Raw genomic sequence first — 23,659 nt, 5'->3', positions numbered from 1 at the left:
CTGTTTTCCTTCCATGCCCGTTTCAGTGATACAGCCTGAGGACAACGATATTTTTTCCTTCCGGTTCATTTTTTCCACGGCCAGGAGGTATTGGCCCTGGATTCTGGCGTGCGCCCTGCTGGGCGGGGGGCTGGCTTATTTCATCTGCGCCCGGCAGGGGTATCTGTACCAGAAGACCGCCCGCATCATGCTGAGGGATGACAAGCAGAAGAATGCCCAGGTCTCGGAAATCATTCTTTCCGATCTGGGGTTCAAGCCGGGGGAGGCCAACCTGGCGAACGAGAGCTATGTGGTCAAGTCCTCGGAGGTGATGAGCCGTGTGGTGAAGGGGCTGGGGCTCGACGTCTCCTACTGGGAAAAGCGGAATATCCGGGAAGTGGATCTTTACCATACGACTCCCCTGAAGGCGGAGTTCAGTGAACAGGTGGCGTTTCAGCCTTGTTCCCTGGCGGTTACTCCGCTGAATGGCCGGGAATTTTCCCTGTCTTACCGGGCGAAGGAGAGCGGGGAAAACGTTCTGCACGGAAAGTTCGGCGTTCCGCTGAAGCTTCCCTTCGCCACGGTGAATGTATGCCCTACTTCTTATTTTTCTTCAGGCAGCATGGGAAGGACCATTTTCGTGGAGCGCGTTTCCGTGAAGGAGGCCACTGACGGAATGCTGGGCCAGCTGAGCGTAACGCGGCCCGATTCCAAGGAAAGCAGCCTGCTGGAGCTGACGTTGAGGCTTTCCCATCCGCAAAAGGCGGAAGACGCCCTGAATTATCTTATTGAGGTTTACAATGACCATTCCAGGCGGGAGAAGCAAATGGCCGCCTCGCGGGCGGAGGAGTTCATCGTCAAGCGCATTGGAAAGCTTGGCGGCCAGCTCGGCGGCGTAGACAAGCAGGTGATTGACTACAAGCGCAACAGCCGGATCGTCAAGGATATGGATACGACGCTGGATGCCACGTTCAACAGGGTGCAGGAAATAGGAACGGAACTTTTCTCCACCAGGACGGAGTTGATCCAGGTGAAGGTGCTCGCCAGGCTGCTGGCGGACCGGAGCCGCCAGCAGGACATGATCCCCGCCAATATAGGCATTCAGGATGCGGGAATTGCCAAGCAGATCGAACTTTTCAATGACAATTTCCTCCAGCATAAAAAGTTGTTCGCCAGCGCGGGAAGGCAGAATCCCATGGTTTCCTCCCTCGCGGAGAATATGAAGGAGATGCGCGAATCCATTGGCCGTTCCATCGCCAATTACTGCAACGCGCTGGAAGTGAGGATGGGTGAACTGGAAAAGGAGCGGAATGAACTCAACCGGCTTTTGTCGGACATGGCCTCCAAGGATGAAGGCCTGGTCCCTCTTCTCCGGGAGCAGAAGGTCATGGAGGAGCTTTACCTGATGCTGCTGAAAAAGAGGGAGGAAAACGCCCTGGCCCTGGCTACGACGGAACCAAGCGCCCGCATTCTGGAACCTGCGTTTGGCTCCAATGCTCCCGTAGCGCCCAGACTGCCCCTGATGACGATGGGCGGCATGGCCGGAGGCGCTTTTGCAAGCCTTTTGGCCCTGCTGGCCGGGAACGCCCTGAATACGAAGGTGCGGGATAAGAAGGATCTTGCCGGCCTGACGGACCTGCCGCTGGCAGGGGAGCTGCCCCTGCTTTCCGGAAAGGAGCGGAAGAAGCTGCCCCTGGTCGTCACGAATGGCCGTTCCTTCATGGAAGAGTGCTTTCACATCCTCCGCAATAATGCGGAACTTATGCTGCTGCCCAATCCGGAGGAAGCGCCCCGCATCCTGTTCCTGACGTCCACAAGAGCGGGGGAGGGGAAGACGTTTACGGCCCTGAACCTGGCCGCCGCGTATGCCCAGACCGGGAAAAAAGTCCTTCTCATTGATGGAGACCTCCGCAAGGCCAGCCTTTCCGCCTTTTACGGAGGGAAGAATGCCAGGGGCCTTGTCCACCTGCTGATGAATCCGCAGGTTTCTCCGGATTCCGTCCTGCAATCCGGCAAAAGATTCCCGGGATTTGACCTGGTGACGGCAGGTCCCGTTCCCCCCAATCCCGTCGCCTTGCTGACCCAGGGCCGTTTGGAAGAGCTGCTCCGGTACTGGCGCGCCCGGTATGACCGCATCATTCTGGACGGCTGTCCCTATGAAGCCGTGGCGGATGCCTCCCTCATGGCGCGCCATGCGGACCTGGTCCTGTATGTCATCAGATGCGGCATGATCGAGAAGCAGTACGTCCCCGTCATCCAGGGGCTTGCGGACAAGGGCGAATTCCGTTCCGGAGCTGTTATCCTCAATGCGGAGAATTTCAAAAATTCCCGTTTTCATTACTACGACGAGTATTCCGAAACTGACGGATAGCGCCGTTAACCGCCCCCTTTTCTTCAGCATTAGCCCCATAGCCTTTTTCCCGGGATTTTCTTCTTCCACCGTTTCATGAACACCGTCTCCAGAGTGATAAGGAACACAGGATTCCTGTATATGAAAATGGGCGTCACCATGTTCGTTTCCCTGTACGCGACGCGCCTGGTCCTGAATGCCCTGGGAGTGGACGACTTCGGCATTTTCAACATGGTGGCGGGCGTGATTGCCATGCTGGCTTTTCTCAACGCCAGCATGGCGGCGGCTACCCAGCGCTTCATGAGCTACGCGGAGGGGGAAGGGGACCCGGAGAAACAGAAAATCGTGTTTAATATCAGCGTGGTGCTCCATCTTGCCATTGCCGTGATGGTCGGAATCCTGCTGTACGCTGCGGCCCCCATCCTGTTCGGGCATGTTCTCAATATTCCGGAGGACCGGGTTGTTGCCGCCAGGTGCGTTTACTGGGCCATGATCGCCAGCACCGTGTTCGGCATTCTGGGCGTTCCCTGTGAAGCCATGCTGAACGCCCATGAAAATATGCTGTACTTCGCCATCATAGGCGTTCTGGAATCTTTCCTGAAACTGGGAGCGGCCCTGCTTGTCGTTCATGTGCCGGCGGACAAGCTGATTCTGTACGGGGTGTTGATGGCCGGGATTTCCATCCTTGCCATGACGGCCATGCTTGTTTATTGCCGCAGGAACTATGCGGAGTGCGTGATTGCGCCGCGGCGTTACTGGAAACGCGGCGTTTTCCGGGAAATGGGAAGCTTTGCGGGCTGGAATTTCACGGTTTCCGCCAGCAGCATGCTGTCGGAATACGGCGTCGGCATCGTCCTGAACCACTTTTTCGGCGTCGCCCTCAATGCGGCGCAGGCCGTCGCCCAGCAGATCAACGGGCAAACCATGGCTTTTTCCGGAACCATGCTGAAGGCCCTGAATCCGGTCATTTCAAAAAGCGAGGGGGCGGGCAACCGCGGCCTCATGCTGCGGGCCTCCCTGTCCGGCTGCAAATTCGCCTACCTGCTCATGGCGGTTTTCGCCATTCCGCTGATTCTGGAGGCTCCGGGGCTCCTGGGCCTCTGGCTTCATTCCGTCCCCGCCTGGGCGGTCCTGTTCTGCAGGCTCCAGCTTGCCAGAACCTTGCTGGAACAGCTTTTCCTCAGCCTGGGGTCCGCCATTTACGCGGAGGGGAACATCCGCCTGTACACGCTGGTGAAAACGGGGTCCGGAATTCTTTTTCTGGGCGCTACCTGGGGATTCTACCGCATGGGATGGCCTCCCTGCATGATGTATGTGGCCGCCATTCTTTTCGTAACCCTGCCGGGGGGGCTGCTGGCCCTTTCCATCTGCGTGCGGCGTCTTGGCCTCAGCCTGCGGGATTTTTCTTTCCGGGTGCTGGCGCCGTGCCTTGTTCCCAGTGCGGCTACGTTTGCCGCGGGCATCCTCCTGTGCCGGATTGATGCGTCGCTTTCTCCCGTTCCGGTATTGTTCCGCACCTGCTCGCTCCTGGCCGTCTTCCTCCTTTTCCTCTGGTTTTTTTCTCTGGACGGCAGGGAGCGCGGCACCCTTGTTTTTTTCCTGAAAAGCGCCTGGAGGAAAATTCAGTTTTCCAAATAATTCCATGAAATCCTATTCCATTCTCGTCAATACCTGTGATTCCTTTGAAGACTGCTGGGAGCCTTTTTTCAGGCTCTGGTCCCTTTATTGGCCCGATTGCCCCGCCCGCGTCTACCTGAATACGGAGTACAAGACCTATTCCGGTCCGGAAAAAAACGTCGTTTCCCTGAGGAGCTGCGCAGGCCGCACCATTCCGGGGCGCAGGAGGGCTACATGGAGCGAATGCCTGAAATGGGCCCTGGAGGCCATGGAAACGGATACGGTGCTGTACATGCAGGAGGATTACTTCCTGACGGCGCCGGTGGACGGCGGGGCGGTGGAAAGATACGCGGCGCAGATGCGCGCCCATCCGGAAATTCCCTGCATTCAGTTGACGCCGGAGGGAATTCCGGCCCGCGAGCCTTCGCGGTATGAAGGCCTTTTTACCAGTGACCCGGATTATCCCTGGTACGCGTGCTGCCAGGGCTCCCTGTGGCGCAGGGAGGCGCTGCTTTCCCTGTTGAGGAAGGAAGAATCCGCCTGGAAGTTCGAATGCTTCGGCAGCCGGAGGGCGAAGTATTCCCGCATGGAGTTTTTGACGGTGGACCCCTCCCTGTTTTCCCGGGAGGGGTACCAGATCATTCCCTACATTTTCACGGGCATCATCCACGGCAAATGGTACGGGCCGGTGGCGGAGCTGTTTGAACGGCACGGCATCTCCATGGATTTTTCCAGGAGGGGTTTTTTTGATCCGGAGGAAAAGCCCCCTTGCTCCGCGAGAATCAGGAATGCCGCCAGGAACTGGAAGACGTGGCGCAGCCGGCTGGAGCTCCGGTCCATGAAGCGCCGCTTCCTTCGGGAGGAGAATGCCTGCGGAGGTAATTAAACTTGTCCATGCCATGATTTCACTGACGCACCAGGGTTTGCATTTGCTGCGCCGCATGTTTGACCGCTGTTCCGGCAGGGAGGAACTGAACCCCCCTTCCTGTGAACTGGACGCGGACGCGGCTTCCGCGATGATTGAGGACCTTCTCCGCTCCGGCCGTCCCGCCATGGTGGGGCGGTTTGGCTGCACGGAAATGTCCTGCCTGCATAATTATCTGGAAATTGGGAAGGCGGGCAGGAATCCGCTGAACTACATCACAGGCCGGAGGGACCAGTGGTGGTGGAATAAAAGCATCATGAGGCAGATGAGGGAGTGGTCCGGCTTTTTCCCGGCCGCGCCGGAGTATCTGGCCCGTTTCTGCGAGCTGATGCTCTGCGACATGAAGGAACTGGATATCCTGGGAAGCTGGCTTCCATATGAACGGGAGGTGATGCCCATGATCCGGGACGTTCCCCGCGTGCGCCTGCTGAATCTGGAGCCTTACTGGTCTTCCCGGCCATGGAGCAGGGCCCTGGAGGGAAGGAAGGTGCTGGTGGTCCATCCTTTCGCGGAAAGCATCACGCTCCAATATGAACGGAACAGGGAAAGGATTTTTGAAAACCCGGAGGTCCTTCCTTCCTTTTCCCTGGAGACGCTGGCCGCCGTCCAGAGCCTGGGCGCGGGGCCGGACCGTTTTGCCGACTGGTTTGAAGCCCTGGCATGGATGGAGGGGGAGATGGACCGCCGGGATTACGATGTCTGCCTCATCGGATGCGGGGCTTACGGCTTTCATCTGGCGGCCCATGCCAAGAGGAGGGGCAGGCAGGCCGTGCATCTCGGCGGGGCTCTTCAACTGCTGTTCGGCCTGCGGGGCAGGCGCTGGGAGGACCCGGCCTACGGGGCGGATCCCGGCGCTCTCAAATATGATTATTCCCGGCTTTTCAATGACGCGTGGGCGAGGCCGGGGAGAGAGGAGACGGTAGGCCACGCCAGCCGTGTGGAGGGGGGGTGCTACTGGTGAAGAACATGAACCCTCCGGAAAAAAGGATGAACGTGCTCTGGCTGTCCAATATCCTGTTTCCCGAACCGTGCCGGATGCTTGGGCTTCCGGAACCGGTTCTGGGAGGCTGGATGTACGCGGGAGCGCAGGAGCTGATGAAAGCCGCCCCGGATTTAAAGCTGGCCGCCGTCATGTTTTATCCGGGGCGCACCATGCGCCGCATGGACGGGGAGGCCATGACCTATTACCTGGTTCCCGCCCCTGCGGACATGGGGGGGTACAGGAAGGAACTGGAACCCTGTTTCCGGGAAATCAGGGACATGTTCGGCCCGGACGTGGTCCATATCCACGGTTCCGAATATCCGCACTCCCTGGCCTGGGTGCAGGCTTGCGGGGCGGAACGCACGGCCGTTTCCATCCAGGGGCTGTCTTCCGTCTGCGCCGGGTTCTATCTGGGCGGCATTCCTATCCGGGAACTCGTGAAATCCGTTACCTTCCGCGATCTGCTGCGCCGCGACACGCTTTTTGCCCAGCAGCGGAAAATCAAGGCGCGGGGAAAATACGAACGGGAGCTGTTCGGCAGGGTGCGCCATGTGATCGGGCGTACCGCCTGGGACCGTTCCCACGCATGGGCCATGAACCCCGCGGCACGGTACCATGTTCTCCAGCCCACGCTCAGGGAACCCTTTTACAGTCATGAATGGGATGCCGGAACATGCGAAAAGCATACGGTTTTTCTCAGCCAGTCCCACTACCCCCTGAAAGGGCTGCACAAAGTGGTGGAGGCTCTTCCCCTGGTCCTGCGGCATTATCCTGACGCCAGGGTGAAGGTGGCCGGACCGGACTTCCTGTCAGTCCCTGCGTGGCGCAGGAACGGCTACGCCCGTTATTTGGGAAACCTGATGGAACGGCTGGGAGTCCGGGACCGTTTTCGCTGGCTGGGACGCCTGGACGCGGAACAGATGGGCAGCCAATTCCGGAAGGCGCATGTCTTCGTTTGCCCCTCCATGATTGAAAATGAGTCCAATTCACTGGGGGAAGCCCAGATGGTGGGCACTCCCTGCATCGCGTCCTATGCCGGGGGGATGATGGATTCCGTGTCCGACGGGGAAACGGGTTTCCTGTACCGGTTTGAAGAGACGGAAATGCTGGCCATGCTGGTGTGCCGCCTGTTCGGGGACATGGATTTGTGCAGGCGTCTTTCCTTCCGCGGAAGGCAGGCCTCTCTGGAGCGCCATGACCGTTCCGCGAATGCGGAACAACTGAAGCGCATTTACGGGAGCATCGCCGGAGAGGCCGGGAACGGGACGGAGGAACATGAAGGAAAGGGAAGGGAGGGGGCCGCATGCAGCAATTGATTTATCTTGCCAGGAAAGCCGTGCTCCGCTGCTGGGCCGTCTGCCTGCATCCCCTTCACAATTGGTATGCCAGGTGGCTCCTGTATGCCGGCAACGCGGTTTACGGCCCCGGCCTCTGTTCGTTCGGCATTCCGGACGTCAGGATATCCAGGGGAAGCCGCCGCCGTTCCGTGCCGTGCCGCATAGGAAGGGAATTTACCATGCGGAACGGCCCCCACGGCGTCTCCCGTTCCTCCCAGCGCTGCCTGATTTCCGTGGACAGGGACGGCGTGCTGCGCATCGGCAACCGGGTGGGCATCAGCAATACCGTGATTATCTGCACGCAGTCGGTGACGATCGGAGACGATGTAAAGGCCGGATTCGGAGTCCACATCATGGATACGGATTTCCACGCGTTGGACCCGGAAGCCAGGCGGGGAGCGGAGGACAGGCTTCTGCGCCGGTCCGCTCCCGTCAGGATTGGGAACAACGTCTTCCTGGGTGCCGGAACCTTCATTTTGAAAGGCGTTTCCATCGGGGACAACGCCGTCGTGGGAGCACGTTCCGTGGTAACGCGTTCCATCCCTTCCAATGAGGTGTGGGCGGGAAATCCGGCGCGCCGCATCCGCCGGGCGGAGGAGGGGAAAGCTCCCCAGGTGATGGAAAGGAGCGCGCATGCGTAATACGGCCCTTTCATGTCAGGCGAATGGAAGGCCGCCCCTTGATGGGAAATCCCGCCTTCCTTCAAGCATCCGGGTCGTGCTCCCCTTCATCATCCTGGTGAAGGCCATGATCATGCTGGCCATGTACTCGTCCGCCGCCGTCCTTCACCCGGTTTGTACGGAACAGGCCATTTCCCTTTCCTCAGCCCTCCTGCTGTCGGTGTCCTTCGTCATCATGCGGAAGTATTTCCGGAGGGAGGACGCCCCCGTTTATCCCCTCTTTTCCATTTATTTCCTGTGGGTATTCATTTGCTGCCTGCGGGGCGTCTTCGCCGTGGACGGCTACTGGTCCGCGCGGGCCCTGGTGACGAATGCCCCCACGCTTTTCATTCCCGTGCTGGTTTACGTGTTCAGCCTGCCGGAGGTGACGCGGCAGGTCCTGTCCGTCTGGTTCAAGGTGTTCATCCCCGTTTTTTTCCTGTTCATGTTCACCCTCAATCCGGACTTTTACGCCTCCCTGCTGAATCCCCTGCTGATGCTGGTTCCGTGGCTGCCCCTGCTGCCCCGGAAATGGAAGCTGGTGGTGCTGGTCATGGCATGCCTGATGGTGTGCGTCAGCATGGGAGCCAGGAGCCAGATTTTAAAGGCGCTGGTGGCTCTGTCCCTGCTGGCCGTCTATTGCGGCAGGGATTTGCTCAAGGACTGCTTTTACAGGATGATGCGGCACGCCCTGTTTTTAATTCCCTCCCTCTTTCTCGCCCTCGGGCTGGGCGGCGTCTTCAATGTCCTGGATGTCGGCTCCTACGCCGGAGCGCCGGGAAGTTCCGTGGAGGACGACCTGCTGGCGGATTCCCGCAGCATCGTCTTTGAAGAGGTGGCTTCTTCCTCCCTGAAGGACGGCTGCATTTTGCTGGGGCGCACCCCGGCGCAGGGGTATGAAACCAGTTTCCAGATGTCCAGTGATGAGCGCCAGTCCTACCATGACCAGAAGCGCCGCGCCTGGTGCGAACCCGTCCTCCTCAATATTTTCGCCTGGACGGGGGTGGTTGGGCTCTTCCTTTACACGGGATTTTACTGGCAGGCCTCCTATCTGGCCATTTACCGCTCCAACAACCGCTGGATGAAATTGCTGGGAGTGTTCGTGGCCTTCCGCTGGCTCTGGGGATGGCTGGAGGATACCAACTTCAATCTGGATATCATGAACATCTCCCTGTGGATGATGATCGCCATGTGCTATTCCAGCCGCTTCCGGGCCATGACGGACGGCGAGCTTCACGAATGGGTGGAAAGCATCTTCCGCCGCCGTTCCTCCAACCCTTTCCCCTCCATACGCATTCCATGAAAACTGACGCTGCCTCCGGAAAAAAACTTGCGGTCCTGATGACGTGCCACAACCGCAGGGAAAAAACGCTCCGCTCCCTTGCCGCCCTGTTCTCCGCACTGCCGGAAGCGGAGCTGGACGTCTCCGTGCATTTGGTGGATGACGGTTCCTCCGACGGCACCGGAGACGCCGTGCGGCAGGCTTACCCCTCCGTTTCCGTCATCACGGGGGACGGAACCCTGTTCTGGAACCGGGGAATGAGGACGGCATGGGAGGACGCCCTGAAGAAGGATGCGGATTTCTACCTGTGGCTGAATGATGATACCGTGCTTCATCCGTTTGCCGTAAGCCATCTATTGGAAGCCTCCCTCCGGATGGAACACGCCGCCGTCATCTGCGGCTCCACCTGCCATCCCGGCACGGATGAGTGGACTTATGGAGGCACGGCGGGCGGGAAGCCCGTTATTCCGGATGGAACCCTGAGGGAGTGCGAATTATGCCACGGGAACATTCTGTGGGTGCCGCGGCGGGTGGTGGAGCGCATAGGCATTCTGGACGGGTTCTACCTGCACGCGCTGGGGGATTACGACTATTCCCGTACGGCGCGCGAACGCGGAATAAAGCTGCGGGTGGCCCCCGCCTGCCTGGGAACCTGCGAACGGCATGACAAGGCCGTAGCCTGGACGGACCGGAAGGTGCCCCTGGCAGGCAGGCTCCGCAATTTGTATTCCCCGCTGGGGAATGCCCAGCCCAGGTATTACTTCCACTACGTCCGCAGGCACGACGGCCTGCTGGCCGCGTGCAAGGCCATGATCTGCATGCATGTACGAGTTTTTCTCCCCTTCTTATGGACAGCAACGAAATAGACTGGGTGTTCCAGACGGATGACGAAGAGGTGCTGGAGACGTACAGGACCCGTGACAATTACCTCATGGAGCGCACTCCGGAGGGGGATGATTCGCGGTGCGCCGTTTATTTCAGCAGCAACGACCTGTACTTTCCCAACAACCGCGCCCGGTTCCATGAACGGGTCACCCTGCGGAATACGTTTGAATGGTTCGGAACCAGGGTTCCGGGCTGCGGAAGGCACATTTTCATCCGCGACGTTTTCAAGCAATGGTACCTGGGCGGCATCAACAGCCGCCTGAATTCTCCGGAAAAGGTGCTGAAGTGGCTTGAAAACGAGACGAAAGGCTGCCGGGTAACGATGGTGGGCAGTTCCTCGGGAGGCTATGCCGCCGTTCTCTTCGGCTCCCTGCTGCATGCGGAGCGCGTTTTCTCCTTCAACGGCTATTTTGACCTTGCGCCGGAAACGGAAATGGAAGACGCCGCCAGAATCAATCCCCTGCTGGTACGGTACGGGAACGACCCGGAACGGGCGCCTTTTTACCGCCTGGCCCCCTTTCTGCATGCGGAGACCCCCGTTTATTATTTCCACTCCCTGTTTTCTTCCATTGACCGCAGGCAAAGGGAGCTTCTGGGCGGCTGCCGGGGAGTGCACGTCATCCCCTTTCATTCCCGCCGCCACGGAATCCCCTTCCTCAAATGCTGTTTAAGCCGCCTTTTTCGGAGTACCGATGAGGAGCTGCTGGAGCTGTGCGGCTCAATTCAACGGCCCTTGCGGTTTTCCCTGCGGTATGCGGGCGTCCGGAAGACGGTTTCCGGCTTCTTCAGGCAAGCGTGGCAATATTACAGGAAAAGGCACTGAATCATGAACGGCAACAAACGGAAACTGATGGTCTTTCATCAATACCTGGCGCCTTACCGCATTGATTTTTTCAATGCGCTGGCCCGTCTTGGAGAGATGGAGGTATTTTTTGAATATGAAAATTCTCCGGACCACCACTACAACAGGCCGGAAATGGAAGCCCGCTGCGCGTTCCGCCCCCAATACCTGAACCATGTCCGCGTGGCCGGGCGGCGCATCCCCTCCGGCCTTGCGCGCGTTCTGCGGCACGGACGGCCCGATCTGGTGATCGTTCCGGAGTTTTCCATTCTGGCTCTGGAGGTATGCCTGCTGCGCGCGGTTTGCCGCTGGAAATTCAAAATCGTCAGCATTTGCGATGACAGCATGGACATGATCCGCGGAAATGAATTGTCCCGCATGCATGCGCTGGCGCGGAAGGCGGCGATGCCGGTGATGGACGATGTGATTCTCCCGGACAGGGAGGCATGCCGCTGGTACCGGGAACATTATGGAAAGGGCGTCTTTTTTCCGATTGTCAGGGATGAACGGGCATTCCGGGAACAATGCCGGGAAGCGCTTTCCATGAGCCATTCTATGCAGCGGGAATACGGCCTGCACGGAAAACGGGTGGTCCTGTATGTGGGGCGCCTGGCCCCGGAGAAGAATCTGGAATGCCTGGTCAGGGCGGCCGCGGCCCTTCCGGAGGACGCCGTTCTGGTGATTGCGGGGTCGGGAAGCCTGGGACCGGAATTGCAGGATCTGGCCGTCCGGCTGGAGGTCAGCGCCATTTTTACCGGCTGGCTGGAAGGCGAGCGCCTGGCGGCCTGGTACAATCTGGCCGACGTTTTTGTCCTGCCCAGCCTGGTGGAACCGTTTGGGGCGGTTGTCAATGATGCGCTGGCCGCCGGGTGCTTCTGCCTGGTTTCCGGGCGCTGCGGCTCCGCCTGCCTGATCCGCCGGGGCTGGAACGGGGAATTGTTCGATCCGGAAGATGAAAAGGGGCTGGCCTCTCTTCTCCGGAAAACCTGCCTGGACCGCGGCGGCAGTCCGTCCCCTCCGCGCCTGAAAGAATGCCTGATGCCTGCGGGATTCCGGGAATACGTCAACCATCTCATGGAACATATTGTATGATGAATGCTTCCGCCAATGCCGCCCCGGGCAGGTCCCGGCCCATCCTGTTTCTGCGTTCCCTGGCTAACGGAGTGCGCAGTTTCATACGGTTCCGCCTGCTTCAACGCTGGGTCACCGTGGAGGGAATGACCAGGATAGGAAGGCATGTGCATCTGAATTCCCCTCACAAACGGATCATTTTCGGGAACAGGGTGCAATTGGGGCCGCACTGCCATGTCTCCTGCGATATACGCTTTGGAAACAGCGTGTTGTGCGCCGCCCGCGTTTCATTCATCGGAAAAAGGGACCATTCCTTTAACAGGCCCGGTTGCGCCATCTGGGATTCTCCCCGGAATTGGGAGGACGGCATGACGGTCATCGGCAGCGACGTGTGGATTGGGCACGGCGCCGTCATCCTGGGAGGCGTTTGCGTAGGGGACGGGGCCATTGTAGCGGCAGGCGCCGTCGTGACCGGAGACGTGCCGCCCATGACCGTGGTGGGCGGCAATCCTGCCCGGGTCATCCGCCGCCGCTTTGCCGCCCCGGAAGAGGAGGAAAGGCACCGGAACTACCTTAATTCCATCAAATAGACAAGCCATGATGCAAATCCTGATTAACGCTTATGCCGTCAACCCGGACTGGGGCAGCGAACCCGGCATGGGGTGGAACTGGGTCATCCACCTGGCCATGCACTGCAAGGTGCATGTGATTACGGAGGGGGAATGGAGGGAAAACATAGAACGGGAGCTCGCCCGCCTTCCCCAGGCCGGCAACATCGTGTTCCATTATCTTCCCGTACCGGAAAAAATTCGCCGGATGTGCTGGGACCAGGGGGACTGGCGTTTTTACCGCCATTACAAAAAATGGCAGGAACGGGCGCTTGCGCTGGCGCGGCGCATCATGGCGGAAAACCGCATAGACGTCATTCACCAGTTGAACATGATAGGCTTCCGGGAGCCGGGGATGCTGTGGAAAATCGGGGGAATTCCCTACATATGGGGACCGGTGGGGGGAATGGAAAATACGCCGGTGGCCTACTTGCGGGAAAGCGGCTGGGGGCAGGTGGGGAAGACGGCATTGAAAAACGTGATCAATACCGTGCAGGCCAGGTTCCAGCCCAGGGTGCGGAAAGCCATGAAGCGCGCTGACGCCGTGCTGGCTTCCGTTCAGGGAGTGCGGGAGAAAATGGAACGGTACCATCGCCGGGAAGCGCTGCTGATGAGCGAAACCGGCTGCGCCGCGCCGAAGGAGAAAGTGCGGAGGGCAACGGACGGCGGACAATTCAGGCTGCTGTGGGCAGGCCGCATGATACCCAGCAAGCAGTTGGCCCTGGCATTACAAACCCTCACCCATCTCCGGGATTTGCCGGAGCTGAAGCTGCATATCTGCGGGGGAGGGGAGAGGGGGCGGGGCTACCGGAACCTTGCGGAACGGCTGGGCGTGGCGGGGCAATGCGTGTGGCACGGCACAGTCTCCAATGAAAAGGTTCAATCACTCATGCGGGAAAGCGACCTCTTTTTCTTTACCAGCATCATGGAAGCAACCTCAACCGTGCTTGTGGAAGCCCTGATGAACCGCCTGCCCGTGCTCTGCTTTGATACCTGCGGCATGGGAACCATCGTGGATGAAACCGTGGGATGCAAGATACCCCTGACCCGTCCCGGACGGTCCGCCCGGGACTTTGCGGAACGCATCCGTTTCTTTTTCCATCACAGGGAGGTCCTGCGGGATATGGATGAAGCGTTTTACACCAGGCAGAGGGAACTGGACTGGAACCGCAAGGCGGAAAGGATGGCCGGCATTTACCGCGAAGTTTTGAAGGCCCGTCAACATTGACCATGAGTGAAAACCGTATGGAGACCTATTTCAACATCAGATACGAATTTGACCGTGAACGCGTTTTCCGGCGCATGGACGAAGTGCTCCGTTCCGGGGGCGCCGGATACATCTGCGTGGCGGACGGCCATGTACTTTCCGAGGTACAGCGCAACCGGGAATACAGGAATGTGCTGAATGGAGCGCTCCTGACCATTTGCGACAGCGGCTGGGTGCCCGTCTACCTGAAATGGCTGCTGCATGCGGACAGGCCCCAATACTGCGGCGCCCAGATTTTTAGCGACGCCATCGGCATGAAAAAATACAGAATGATGTTCCTGGGAGGAAACCGCGAGACGCTGGATGCCCTGCGCCGGACCCTGGAACGGGAAGATCCCCGCGTGAAGCACATGCCTTTTGAGGAATTGCCGTTCTGCCCTGTGGATGAATTTGACTACGCGGCTATTGCCGGGAGAATCAATGAATACCTGCCGGACATCGTCTGGGTTTCCCTGGGCGCTCCCAAGCAGGAAATATTCATGAACAGGCTGTGCCCCCATCTTCAACGGGGGGTTATGGTGGCCGTGGGCGCCGTCTTTAACTTCGCCTCCGGGCGGCATATCAGAAGGGCCCCTGCCTGGATGGTGGATTGCAGGCTGGAATTTCTCTACCGCATTTTCAGTGAACCCCGCAAGCAAATGAAACGCTGCTGGAAAATAATCTCTGTCCTGCCCTGGATTTTTATCCGTGAAAAACAACGGCAAAAGGCGGCCAGGCCGGCTGCCGCCTCCGGAAGGGAAAGAAAAGCGTCCCCTCTTCCCTGCACGCTAGTCTCATGTTTCGGCCGGCTTCCCGGCAACATGGATGACCTGCTGGCTGACTGGGGCAGGAAAGAAGGCAGGAAATTCATCATTGTCAGCGACGATGCGAGGTTCTGGAACCTGCCCTTCAACGCCAGCCTGGTGCCGATGGCTTTTTGCGAACTCCAGTCCCTGGTAAGGAAAAAACTGGGAAGACGGCATCAAATTAACGTTCCGGAGGACCTCCCGCTGCTTCTGCCGCAATATCCGGTTCTCTTTGAGGACTATGTGGAAGGGAACCGGGAATTGGAAACAATAGCTCTGGAATGGGAGGCCGGTTCCTCCCATGCACCGGTTCCCGCCGCTCCGGTTTAATGCTTACCCCTCTCCATACAGCAACATCCACACCTTAATACATTTCAACGATGGCTACCAAAATATTCGTCTCCGGTTTTTACGATATCATTCATGCCGGGCATATCCAGTTTTTCCGTGAAGCGCGTTCGCTGGGGGATTTCCTCATCGTCTCCTTCGCCTCCGAGCAGGTGCTCTGGAAAAGCAAGCGCAGAAAACCATCCATCCCGGACGGCCATAAAAAAGTGATTCTGGAAAGCCTGTGCATGGTGGACAAGGTGGTCTGCGGAGAACATCTGGAGCCGGGAATGGATTTTGAACACGTTTTCCTGAAAGAACGGCCCGATATCCTGGCTGTTACGGAAGATGACTGTTACGGCGACCTTAAAAGGGAACTGTGCGCAAGGATTGGAGCGCGGTATGTGGTGCTTCCCAAAACGCCTCCCTGTTCCGAACAGATTTCCACCACCCAGCTGGTGAACAGAATCAAGGCCCCGCTTAGCGTTCCCCTGCGCGTGGATTTTGCGGGGGGCTGGCTGGACGTTCCCAGGCATGCGCGGCAGGGGGCGTACATTGTCAACTGCGCCATCAGTCCGTTTGTATCCCTGGACCACTGGCCCTATGAACTCCGGTCCGGACTGGGAGGCAGCGGAGCCTGGGCCATGCTGCAGGGCCGGGACCCCGTCCAGTCGGAACTTGCCCTGGGGGTTGGCTGGCAGGATCCGGCCGTGATTGCGGAAACGGGGCTGTGCGTCTGGCGTTCCGGCGCCGTTCCCGTGCTGGACATCAAGAGCACCGGTGACTTTCTGGCCGGGAAAATGGCGGTCTTCCACACCGGGCATGACCATGATACGCCGGGAATGGCTGACGGGTGCAGGGACTATGCCCGCATCGCCCAGTCTTCCCTGATTGCCCGCGCCGGAGTGATGGAGCGCAGCATTCATGAACTGGCTGCCGGAGTGGCGCTGTACCATAGCGTGCAGCTCCAGGAGGGGATGGCCCCCCTTCCAACGCTGGGGAAGGAACTGGCGAAGAAATACCTGGGAGGCGGGTTCGGCGGATATGCCCTGTACCTGTTTGCTTCCCGGGAGGACAGGGATGAGGCGGTGCGTCTTCATGACGGCATGAGGGCTGTGGAGCCGTATTGCAAAAGCCCCTTCTGATTCTTTTGCCGGAATGAAAATGTCCATGGTTGAAGAATACTCTCCGGACACGGAGCCGGAAAAGGCGCAGTCTGCCTGTCCGGGGGCCGTTCCCGGGACGCCGCCGAGGGAATGCTGGCTTGACCTGGGCAGGGTGGTTGGCCTGTTCTTCATCGTCCTTTTTCATGCTGGGGGAAGCGGGGTGGAATTCCCTCTCTTCTTCCAGCGGGTGCCTTTTCTGTTCATGGCGGCGGCCTACTTTGTGGGACGCAGGAAAATGTTCGACTGGCGTCATTCCCCGTGCAGGTACGTTTTATTTTATCTGGCATGGAACGGCGCGGCTTTTCTGGAAGCGTTCTTCAGGCATTGGATTTATTTAAGCCTGGGCCATTCAAGCACGTGGGACTGGAGCAGCCTGCCCTGGAAGCTGACGGGAGTGGGAACCACCTTCCCCTACGACGGCCCCCTGTGGTTCCTGAAATACGTGATGGCGCTGAGCCTGCTCTCTCCGCTTTTATTTGCCCTGGGAAAAAGGAAGCTGCTGATTCCCGCGACGATAGCCGTTCTCTTCTCCGTAGTGCTGTTTCCGGAGATCAACGCGCTGTTTTCCGACCCTCCCCGGGTTCCGTGGGCGGACTCCCTGGCTTTTTTCATGCTGGGGTTCTGCCTTTCCTCCCTGACGCTGGGCGAAATCAAGCTGTTCCTGAAGAAAATAAGTTACTTTTCCCTTCCCGCGTGGGCGGCAATAGCGTGGATGAACCATGGCGGCGTCATCTCCACGGAAACCCTGCACACCATCCCCTGCTGGATTCCGGGGATTCTGGGACTGGGCTCCCTGTGCGTTCTGCTGGCGGAAAAGAAGTTCTTTCGTAACGTGGCGCGGGCATGCGCTCCCCTCTTCTTCTTCATTTATGCCGTCCATTGCCTGATCCTTCCCTGGTTGATGCCGCTCCTGTCAAGAATTCTGCCGGAGGGAGTACCTTCCGCCATGGTTGCGACGGTTCTGATATTTGCGGGAGCATTCTTTCTTCATCAATGGGTGGTCCGGCATTACCCCGGCTGGGAATACCTGATCTTTGCCCAAAAGCGGAAAAAGCCGCCGATTGACGGAAAGGAAAAAGAGAGGTTTGCCGTCGGTTCCCTCCGCTCCGCCTCCATGAATGAACCCCGTCTTTAGCGGTCTTCTGTTTTTCCTGTGCCTTCTGATCGGGAAAATGGGAACCTGCATGCTGGGGCGCAGACATCCTCTTTTCAGATGAGCCTCTATTGATGCTCTTTTTCCAATTTCTCCTCCACCGCGTTCAATATCTATTCTTCCACGGACAAGCCTTTCTTGACGGCCATATTTCTGGGCAATAACGGTTTCATCCAGTCCCGACGTTTCACGCAGGATGATATTTTTCAGGAATGGGTAGAAACTTTCAACGAAGTGGGTAGCACGCGTTGCCGTCTTATCCGATGAACGGAAAGTGCTCCAAAGCTGGGTGTGGCTGGACCAGGCCATCAGCTCACCTGTAGAGGAAGGGAAATCATTCCTGGAATCCAGGGATGCGGTTGCTCTGACCGTGGAAGCAGCCACCGCCCAGGAAGGGCGCGGGTTTTTCACCAGCCAGAATTTTCGGAGTTCACGATGGTGGACGGGATGGCAGCGGCGTTGTTCAACCGCTTCACGACAAGCAATAACAAAGAATAACAAGCATGAATAAAATTACTTCTATCAATGGGATTCTCCTGACTCCTCTGAATGAATGGAGTGAGCATGTGGAGAATGAAACTGTGCATGTTACAGAGGAAGAGCGCACCGCATGGAACGCCAAGGCGGATGCCGCCGCTCTTTCTACAAAAGCCGACGCGTCTTCCTTCAATGCGCACAAGGAAGATGCCGCAGCCCACATAACGGTTCAAGAACGCGAAACGTGGAATGGCAAGCAGGACAAGCTGACAGACGAAGCGGGCAACATGACGCTGGACGGCGGCTTGACTGCGGAGGGGACGATCAACGCCAACGGGGGCATCAATATTCCGCTTACCGTGGGAGCGCAAACAGGCACGGCAGCCGTGAACCGCTTATATGCAGCAGGGCTGGCCGGGGCTACGAATGTCTACACGATGCCTTATTTTCCTGACACTTCAAAAATTGTGACTACTGGCTCAGCAGTCACGGCCATATATGTTCCTTACCATTATGCGCGCGTTACGGCGCCTGCAAATAAAACCAGCTCCATCAAGTTTCCCTTTCTGGGGCTCTACGGCGGGTGGAACTACAGCAACTTTGCGGGGTTTTCTATATCCCTGCATAGCTACACTGCTCTTAAATTCACTATTGGGCTGGGGGCTGGAGCCAAAACCTACAGAAGCGATTTAACTCTGGACTCCTATGCTCTCATTCCCGGCAATGACCTCGCTTATGCAAATGGAGAAATTCTGGATATTACGTTCGATGCAGTCAGGGATACCGTTCGCAATGGTTACACTATTATAGTGCGGGAAATTTATGCGGAAATAACGACACAAAAATGGAAAGTTAAAACCACTACCAGCTTTGTTCCAGCAAGCCATAATGAGCTGATCCCAGCTACGCTTAATAAAATCATCTATCAGCAAAGCCAACCGGCTTCTTATTCCAAAGATTATGATGGCGTTGGCTCTCTCTATCTGATGCTGGGCGGCAGTCAGCAAGCCTCCCTGTGCAAAATCGCTGCCGTTCGTGGGCTTCGGTCCTTTGAAACTTCGTTTGGATTCAGTTCTTGCTATGTGGATTTAGCGAAAGTCGATAGTGGGACTGCGGTTGTAGAGATTGGCTCTACAGAGCGCACGCTTTATCAGCCAAATAACATCAACCCGGTTGCAATGGCTCTCGGTGCAATAGCTGCGAACACCATTGTTTCTGAAGTAACTGAAGACTTTGTAGATATCAACACCCCCTTAGCATAATATGAATAACGCAGAAATACAGATACAATTCCCCCAGCCTGGACAATGGGGGGACTTCACCCTGACGGCCATTTACCGGGACGCGGACGGCTATACCCGTACTGACCGCTACAAGCAGGAGGACCTGCCCGCTGACCAAGCTCCGGCAATGGAGGCCGTCGTGACCGCGCTGGTAGGGCTGGCGGAACCATGGAAAGCCGTCCAGGTGTGGGCGCGTCTGGATGAATACGTCAATCTTGTCCGGCATCCTGATGAGCCTGCATCTGGTGGGAGCGTCTGCCTGACCGTGGAGGTTATTAATGACCAGGGAGGACGCCGGACATTTACCTCTTGTGACTACCCGGAATTCGCCATCCAGGACCCTGCTGCCGTGGCGTTCTTCAAATACTTCGTAGAGTAAAATCATGCGCAAGTTAAATGGCGAGCAAAAAAGGGCCGTCCTTGACGGCGGGGAAGCAGGGCATGAAAAATGCCTACGGAAAAAGCAAGGCTAAAACCGGCCTGAAATGGTGGGAACGCCTTCTGTGGGTGACCCTGGCAGGAGCGGCCTATGCAGCCTCCGCCCTGCTGGGCGGTTGCGGACATAATGTGGACTTTACCCAGGACCGCACGGAGGTTTGCAAAGGCGGCTCCTGCCTGGTCATTAAGCAGGGGCATATCTCCCGCTCCCAGGTTCACGTTGCCCGTCGTTCAATATCCTGAAAAAGTAAGACCATGTGCACTAAAGCCCACGCTGCCTGAACCTTTTAAGGGGGTATAAGCCCGAATGGGTCATGTTCGTGGGCTTTATTGCCCGTGACTTCCCGTACCACGGCATGCGCGCCTGCATGGATGCGCGGACGAAGGCCCTCACACAAATCAACATGGGGCTCTTGCAACTTGAACGGCATATCGGAAAATGAATATCGCTTTAGACATCGGATACGCCAACAACACGGGCGCCCGTGGAAACGGGCGTGAAGAATACGCTGTGGCCAAGACCATTGCCGGTCATCTGGCCCCCATGCTGCGGGTCCACGGGCGCGCCGTCACCGTCACCGACTCCCCCGTTTGAGCGGCGACGACCTTGTCCGCCACCGTGAAGGCCATCAACGCGGGGAACTACGGCATATACTCTCCGTTCGCTCTGACTCCTCGGACTCCCCCTACGGCCCAAGGGGCTCGCATCTGCTACTGCCGTAGCTACCATGATGACGGCGCCTATACGGATTCGCTGAGAGTAAAAGCCTTGGCTTCATCCCTATCGCTGAGCCGCTCTGCAAGCTCCTGCGGGGTCTCCCTGACCGCTCCTGCTGGTTCTCCAAATCCAGCCTCCGCACACCCTCCGTGAAACGGTGCCGCCCGCCATGCTGGTGGAATGCGGCTTCTTTTCCAATCCCGGAGAGCCAACCGCAAATACAACCGACTCGTCGGCCTCTCCTGACCTTCCAGCAACCATGCAAATGCCCCTATTCCGAATCAGGGAACAGTCCCCCCGAAGCCCTCTCCCGTCCACCACAGGGGAGGGCTTCTTCATGCCTGCAAGACACACCTCCGACTACAAGACATTGTTTCCAAAACGAATTTCAATGTCTTGCAGTTTTATAAAAACAAAAACCGCAAGCATTCTTTTTCAAACGCTTGCGGTTGTTTTGAGATGGTGGAGGCGACGGGAGTCGAACCCGTGTCCTGAAGGCCGTTGATGCCGGCATCTCCATGTTCAGACGCATATTGCTGCTTTCGCGGCCGCTTCGTCATGCGCCAACTAGGCAGGCTCGCTAGTTGCCTGTGGAAGTCTCGTGCGTTGCGCGGCAACCCCGCATTGCACCAGCCTGCTGAATATTCGTCGTCCCCTCTAGCAGGCGTTGAGGTTCTGACGCGGCTGAACTAATTAGGCAGCCAGAGCAAGGTCGTTAGACTCTGCATTTATTTTTTTAATCGGCTTTTTAGAAGGCCAGCCGATTAACCTTCACATGCAGCCAGCACCTCAGACTTCCAGTCGAAACCATGGCGCCCCCATATGTATTTACCGGTAGAGACAAAAAATCCCGCCATGGCGTTCAGGCAGGAATTATTTTATTTACCGGTGGTGATGCAAGTGGCACGCCCGTAGGGATTCGAACCCCAAACCTTCTGATCCGTAGTCAGACGCTCTATCCAATTGAGCTACGGGCGCTTTAACTTGCGTCGTGTACCGCGTAAGCGGTGAGAGGAATATAGGGTTTTCTTCGGGAAAGTCAAGATGTTTGTAAGATGATTTGAGAAAAAAATCTCATTTTTTCTCTTCCCGGGAGAGGAGTCCTTCAAAGACGGGCCGTTGATTCCGGAGCGCAGAAAGAGGGGAAAGGCGTTGCGTCACGGAATGGGCTGTGGCACACTGGACGGAGAAAATGAGCGAGTTCAAGGTGATCAGGTCGCCGATGGAGGCATTGAAGGAGTACTTCGGCTTTTCCAGTTTGAGGGAGGGGCAGGACCGCGTGGTGGCTTCCATCATGGAAGGCCGCAACGTGCTGGTGGTGATGCCCACCGGGGGAGGGAAATCCCTGTGCTACCAGCTTCCCGCCTTGTGCCGGGACGGGGTCTGCCTGGTGGTCAGCCCGTTGATCGCCCTGATGAAAGACCAGGTGGACGCCCTTGCCGCCAGAGGGATTCCCGCCACCATGATCAACAGCTCCCTGAGCTTTCCTGAACAAAGGGAACGCCTGGCCGGCATGAAGGACGGGGCGTTCAAGCTGGTGTATGTGGCTCCGGAGCGTTTCGGCCATGAGGGGTTCATGCGCGCCCTGGAGGAGGTGGACGTGAATATGGTTGCCGTGGATGAGGCTCACTGCCTGAGCCAGTGGGGGCATGATTTCCGTCCGGATTATTTGAAGCTGGGCAGGGCTATTGAAGCGATGGGGCGCCCGCAGGTAGCGGCTCTGACCGCCACGGCCACTCCCCGCGTGCGGGAGGATATTCTGGAACATTTGAGGCTGGACGACCCGGTGACGATTGTACGGGGATTTGCGCGGGAAAACCTGCATTTCCGCATTACGGCTTGCGATACGCACAAGGACAAGTACAAGAGGCTGTACGAGCTGGTGAAGCGCCATAAGACGGGTATTATCTATTGCTCCACCCGCAAAAAGGTGGAGCAGGTCTATGAGGCTCTTTCCGAACTTGGCCTGAACGTGACGGCTTACCACGCGGGCATGACGGATGAGCAGCGGGAAGAGGCTCAGAACGCCTTCATGAACCGCCATGCGGACATCGTCATTGCCACGAATGCGTTTGGCATGGGCATTGACCGTGCCGACGTCAGGTTTGTGGCCCATTTTGAGGTTCCCGGCAGTGTGGAGGCCTATTACCAGGAAGCTGGCCGTGCCGGCCGCGACGGGGATGAAGCCTATTGCGAGCTTTTGTTCAACCACGCGGATTTGCGGACCCAGGAGTTTTTTATTGAGGGGGTGAATCCGGGCGTTCCGCTGATTGTGGAGCTGTACGAGTTGTTAAGGAAGCATTGCAGTGCGGAAACCCATGATGTGGCGTGGTCCATGGAGGAGATGGGGGAACGCCTCAAATGCCGGAATGCCATGCAGGTGGGGGCCGCCTTGTCCGTTCTCATGCGCAATGGCGCGATCAGCCGCCATGACGTTCCGGGGCAGCGCGTGAAGCTTACCAGAGTGACGGACCCCGCCGTAAGCGGCTTGAAGATTCCTCTGGACGAACAGGCCCTGCGGGAAAAGGAGGTGAGAGACCGGGAAAAACTGAAGGCGGTGACGGAGTTTGCTTATTCCACCGGCTGCCGCCAGCAGTGGATTTTGAATTACTTCGGGGAGGAGGATGGAGCCCCGTGTGGCCGCTGTGACCAGTGCCTGACGCTGGGAGTGGAGGAGGGACAATCCCTGGGCGAGGAGGAAACAAGGGTGGTCCGGCAGGCGCTGAGCGGGATTGCGCGCGCGTCCGTGCGCATGGCGGACGGTTCCTGGCAGGGAAGGTGGGGCAGGACGAAAATCATCCAGATGCTCAAGGGGGCGAAAAACCAGGAGATTTTAAAAACCTCCCTGGCCCGTCTGAGTACGTATGGCATCCTTTCCCGGTGGAGCGAGGACGATATCCGCCAGTTGTTCCGCGCCATGCAGATGGCGGGGTTGACCAGAATGAGCGGAGAGGCGGACCGCCCCCTGATTACCCTGAGTCCGAAAGGGAATGAAGTGATGATGGGGCGCAGGGAGGCGTCCATGCTCTGGCCCTTTGCCCGCCGGGAAAAGGCTTCCGCTCCCACGGGACAGGCCAGGGTGCGGGCCACGGGGGATTTGGCCGCCCTGGGCGAGTTTGACGAAGATTTGTTTTTGAAATTGAAGGAGCTCAGGAATGAGCTGGCCCGTGAAGCCGGAATTCCGGCTTATGCCGTATTCCACAATTCCACCCTGGAAGGGTTGGCCAGGCTGAAACCCACCACCCGCCGGGGCGCCATGAACGTCCACGGCATCGGGGAGCAGAAGGCCGCGAAGTATCTGGATGATTTTCTGGAAGTGATCGCAGAGCATTGCGAGGTTTAAAAAGGTTTTCCGGACCGCTTGCACCATGTCCGCGCCGCCGTGGGGGAACTGATGGCCCTTGTTTTCCCATGGTCCGGCCGCTGAATGTTCCTGCGGGGTTGCATTTGCAGATGAAAAACGGCTTCCGGTTGATTTTATGTTGGGAGGACGTTTGTCCGTCTCTTGA

General features: G+C 57.9%; 20 protein-coding genes, 1 tRNA gene and 1 other RNA gene. 20 read left to right on the top strand and 2 right to left on the bottom strand.

What is annotated here, in order from left to right:
- Positions 1-13: 13 nt before the first annotated feature.
- From HJW02_RS00185 to HJW02_RS00095, 19 genes are all read left to right on the top strand, one after another.
- Positions 14-2,350 carry a polysaccharide biosynthesis tyrosine autokinase gene (locus tag HJW02_RS00185; RefSeq protein ID WP_102721787.1) on the top strand — a complete coding sequence of 779 codons (2,337 nt, stop codon included), beginning with the start codon at positions 14-16 and terminating at the stop codon, positions 2,348-2,350.
- Between the two features lie 120 nt (positions 2,351-2,470).
- The gene (locus HJW02_RS00180; protein WP_180970929.1) at positions 2,471-3,967 is read left to right on the top strand and encodes an MATE family efflux transporter; all 1,497 of its coding nucleotides are present in this window, start codon (positions 2,471-2,473) and stop codon (positions 3,965-3,967) included.
- Between the two features lie 4 nt (positions 3,968-3,971).
- Positions 3,972-4,832 carry a hypothetical protein gene (locus HJW02_RS00175; RefSeq protein ID WP_102721785.1) on the top strand — a complete coding sequence of 287 codons (861 nt, stop codon included), beginning with the start codon at positions 3,972-3,974 and terminating at the stop codon, positions 4,830-4,832.
- Positions 4,833-4,845: 13 nt separating this feature from the next.
- Positions 4,846-5,832: a hypothetical protein gene (locus HJW02_RS00170; RefSeq protein WP_102721784.1), complete on the top strand. Its 987-nt coding sequence runs from the start codon at positions 4,846-4,848 to the stop codon at positions 5,830-5,832.
- A gap of 5 nt (positions 5,833-5,837) precedes the next feature.
- On the top strand, positions 5,838-7,169 hold the full coding sequence (locus HJW02_RS00165) for a glycosyltransferase (protein WP_102721783.1): 1,332 nt from the start codon (positions 5,838-5,840) through the stop codon (positions 7,167-7,169).
- Positions 7,157-7,831 carry an acyltransferase gene (locus HJW02_RS00160; protein WP_102721782.1) on the top strand — a complete coding sequence of 225 codons (675 nt, stop codon included), beginning with the start codon at positions 7,157-7,159 and terminating at the stop codon, positions 7,829-7,831. The genes HJW02_RS00165 and HJW02_RS00160 overlap by 13 nt, the downstream gene beginning before the upstream one ends.
- A 76-nt stretch (positions 7,832-7,907) precedes the next feature.
- A complete protein-coding gene (locus HJW02_RS00155) occupies positions 7,908-9,152 on the top strand; it encodes a hypothetical protein (protein ID WP_180970928.1) in 1,245 nt (414 codons plus the stop codon).
- Positions 9,149-9,997, top strand: a complete 849-nt coding sequence (locus tag HJW02_RS00150) for a glycosyltransferase family 2 protein (RefSeq protein ID WP_180970927.1) — start codon at positions 9,149-9,151, stop codon at positions 9,995-9,997. Before HJW02_RS00155 ends, HJW02_RS00150 begins: the two co-directional genes overlap by 4 nt.
- A complete protein-coding gene (locus tag HJW02_RS00145) occupies positions 9,979-10,839 on the top strand; it encodes a hypothetical protein (RefSeq protein WP_102721780.1) in 861 nt (286 codons plus the stop codon). Before HJW02_RS00150 ends, HJW02_RS00145 begins: the two co-directional genes overlap by 19 nt.
- A gap of 3 nt (positions 10,840-10,842) precedes the next feature.
- Positions 10,843-11,949 (top strand): glycosyltransferase family 4 protein, encoded by a 1,107-nt coding sequence (locus HJW02_RS00140; RefSeq protein ID WP_102721779.1) that lies wholly within the window; start codon positions 10,843-10,845, stop codon positions 11,947-11,949.
- Entirely contained in the window at positions 11,946-12,518 is a 573-nt protein-coding gene (locus tag HJW02_RS13980; RefSeq protein ID WP_102721778.1) for a hypothetical protein, read from the top strand. The genes HJW02_RS00140 and HJW02_RS13980 overlap by 4 nt, the downstream gene beginning before the upstream one ends.
- A 7-nt stretch (positions 12,519-12,525) precedes the next feature.
- A complete protein-coding gene (locus HJW02_RS00130; RefSeq protein ID WP_102721777.1) occupies positions 12,526-13,764 on the top strand; it encodes a glycosyltransferase family 4 protein in 1,239 nt (412 codons plus the stop codon).
- A gap of 2 nt (positions 13,765-13,766) precedes the next feature.
- Positions 13,767-14,918 (top strand): WecB/TagA/CpsF family glycosyltransferase, encoded by a 1,152-nt coding sequence (locus HJW02_RS00125; RefSeq protein ID WP_205597323.1) that lies wholly within the window; start codon positions 13,767-13,769, stop codon positions 14,916-14,918.
- A gap of 50 nt (positions 14,919-14,968) precedes the next feature.
- Positions 14,969-16,060 carry an adenylyltransferase/cytidyltransferase family protein gene (locus HJW02_RS00120; RefSeq protein ID WP_102721776.1) on the top strand — a complete coding sequence of 364 codons (1,092 nt, stop codon included), beginning with the start codon at positions 14,969-14,971 and terminating at the stop codon, positions 16,058-16,060.
- A 25-nt stretch (positions 16,061-16,085) separates the two neighbouring features.
- Positions 16,086-17,216 carry an acyltransferase gene (locus HJW02_RS00115; RefSeq protein WP_205575944.1) on the top strand — a complete coding sequence of 377 codons (1,131 nt, stop codon included), beginning with the start codon at positions 16,086-16,088 and terminating at the stop codon, positions 17,214-17,216.
- Between the two features lie 521 nt (positions 17,217-17,737).
- Complete coding sequence (locus HJW02_RS00110) at positions 17,738-18,973, top strand: hypothetical protein (protein ID WP_102721774.1); 1,236 nt, start codon at positions 17,738-17,740, stop codon at positions 18,971-18,973.
- Position 18,974: 1 nt separating this feature from the next.
- Complete coding sequence (locus tag HJW02_RS00105; RefSeq protein WP_102721773.1) at positions 18,975-19,373, top strand: hypothetical protein; 399 nt, start codon at positions 18,975-18,977, stop codon at positions 19,371-19,373.
- A 62-nt stretch (positions 19,374-19,435) separates the two neighbouring features.
- Complete coding sequence (locus tag HJW02_RS00100; RefSeq protein WP_146018116.1) at positions 19,436-19,675, top strand: hypothetical protein; 240 nt, start codon at positions 19,436-19,438, stop codon at positions 19,673-19,675.
- 196 nt (positions 19,676-19,871) lie between these two features.
- Positions 19,872-20,027, top strand: coding sequence for a hypothetical protein (locus HJW02_RS00095; RefSeq protein WP_156340818.1), 156 nt, complete (start codon positions 19,872-19,874; stop codon positions 20,025-20,027).
- Between the two features lie 583 nt (positions 20,028-20,610).
- On the opposite strand, the gene ssrA is transcribed toward HJW02_RS00095, so the two are convergent.
- Positions 20,611-20,970, bottom strand: a transfer-messenger RNA (tmRNA) gene (ssrA, locus tag HJW02_RS00090).
- Between the two features lie 81 nt (positions 20,971-21,051).
- Positions 21,052-21,128, bottom strand: a tRNA-Arg gene (locus tag HJW02_RS00085).
- Between the two features lie 214 nt (positions 21,129-21,342).
- Between HJW02_RS00085 and HJW02_RS00080 the strand changes: the two genes are divergently transcribed.
- Positions 21,343-23,493: an ATP-dependent DNA helicase RecQ gene (locus HJW02_RS00080; RefSeq protein WP_102721771.1), complete on the top strand. Its 2,151-nt coding sequence runs from the start codon at positions 21,343-21,345 to the stop codon at positions 23,491-23,493.
- Positions 23,494-23,659 lie beyond the last annotated feature (166 nt).

The organism is Akkermansia sp. GGCC_0220 (assembly GCF_017566105.1).
GTDB lineage: Bacteria > Verrucomicrobiota > Verrucomicrobiia > Verrucomicrobiales > Akkermansiaceae > Akkermansia > Akkermansia massiliensis.
This window is presented reverse-complemented; position numbering and strand designations above follow the sequence as displayed.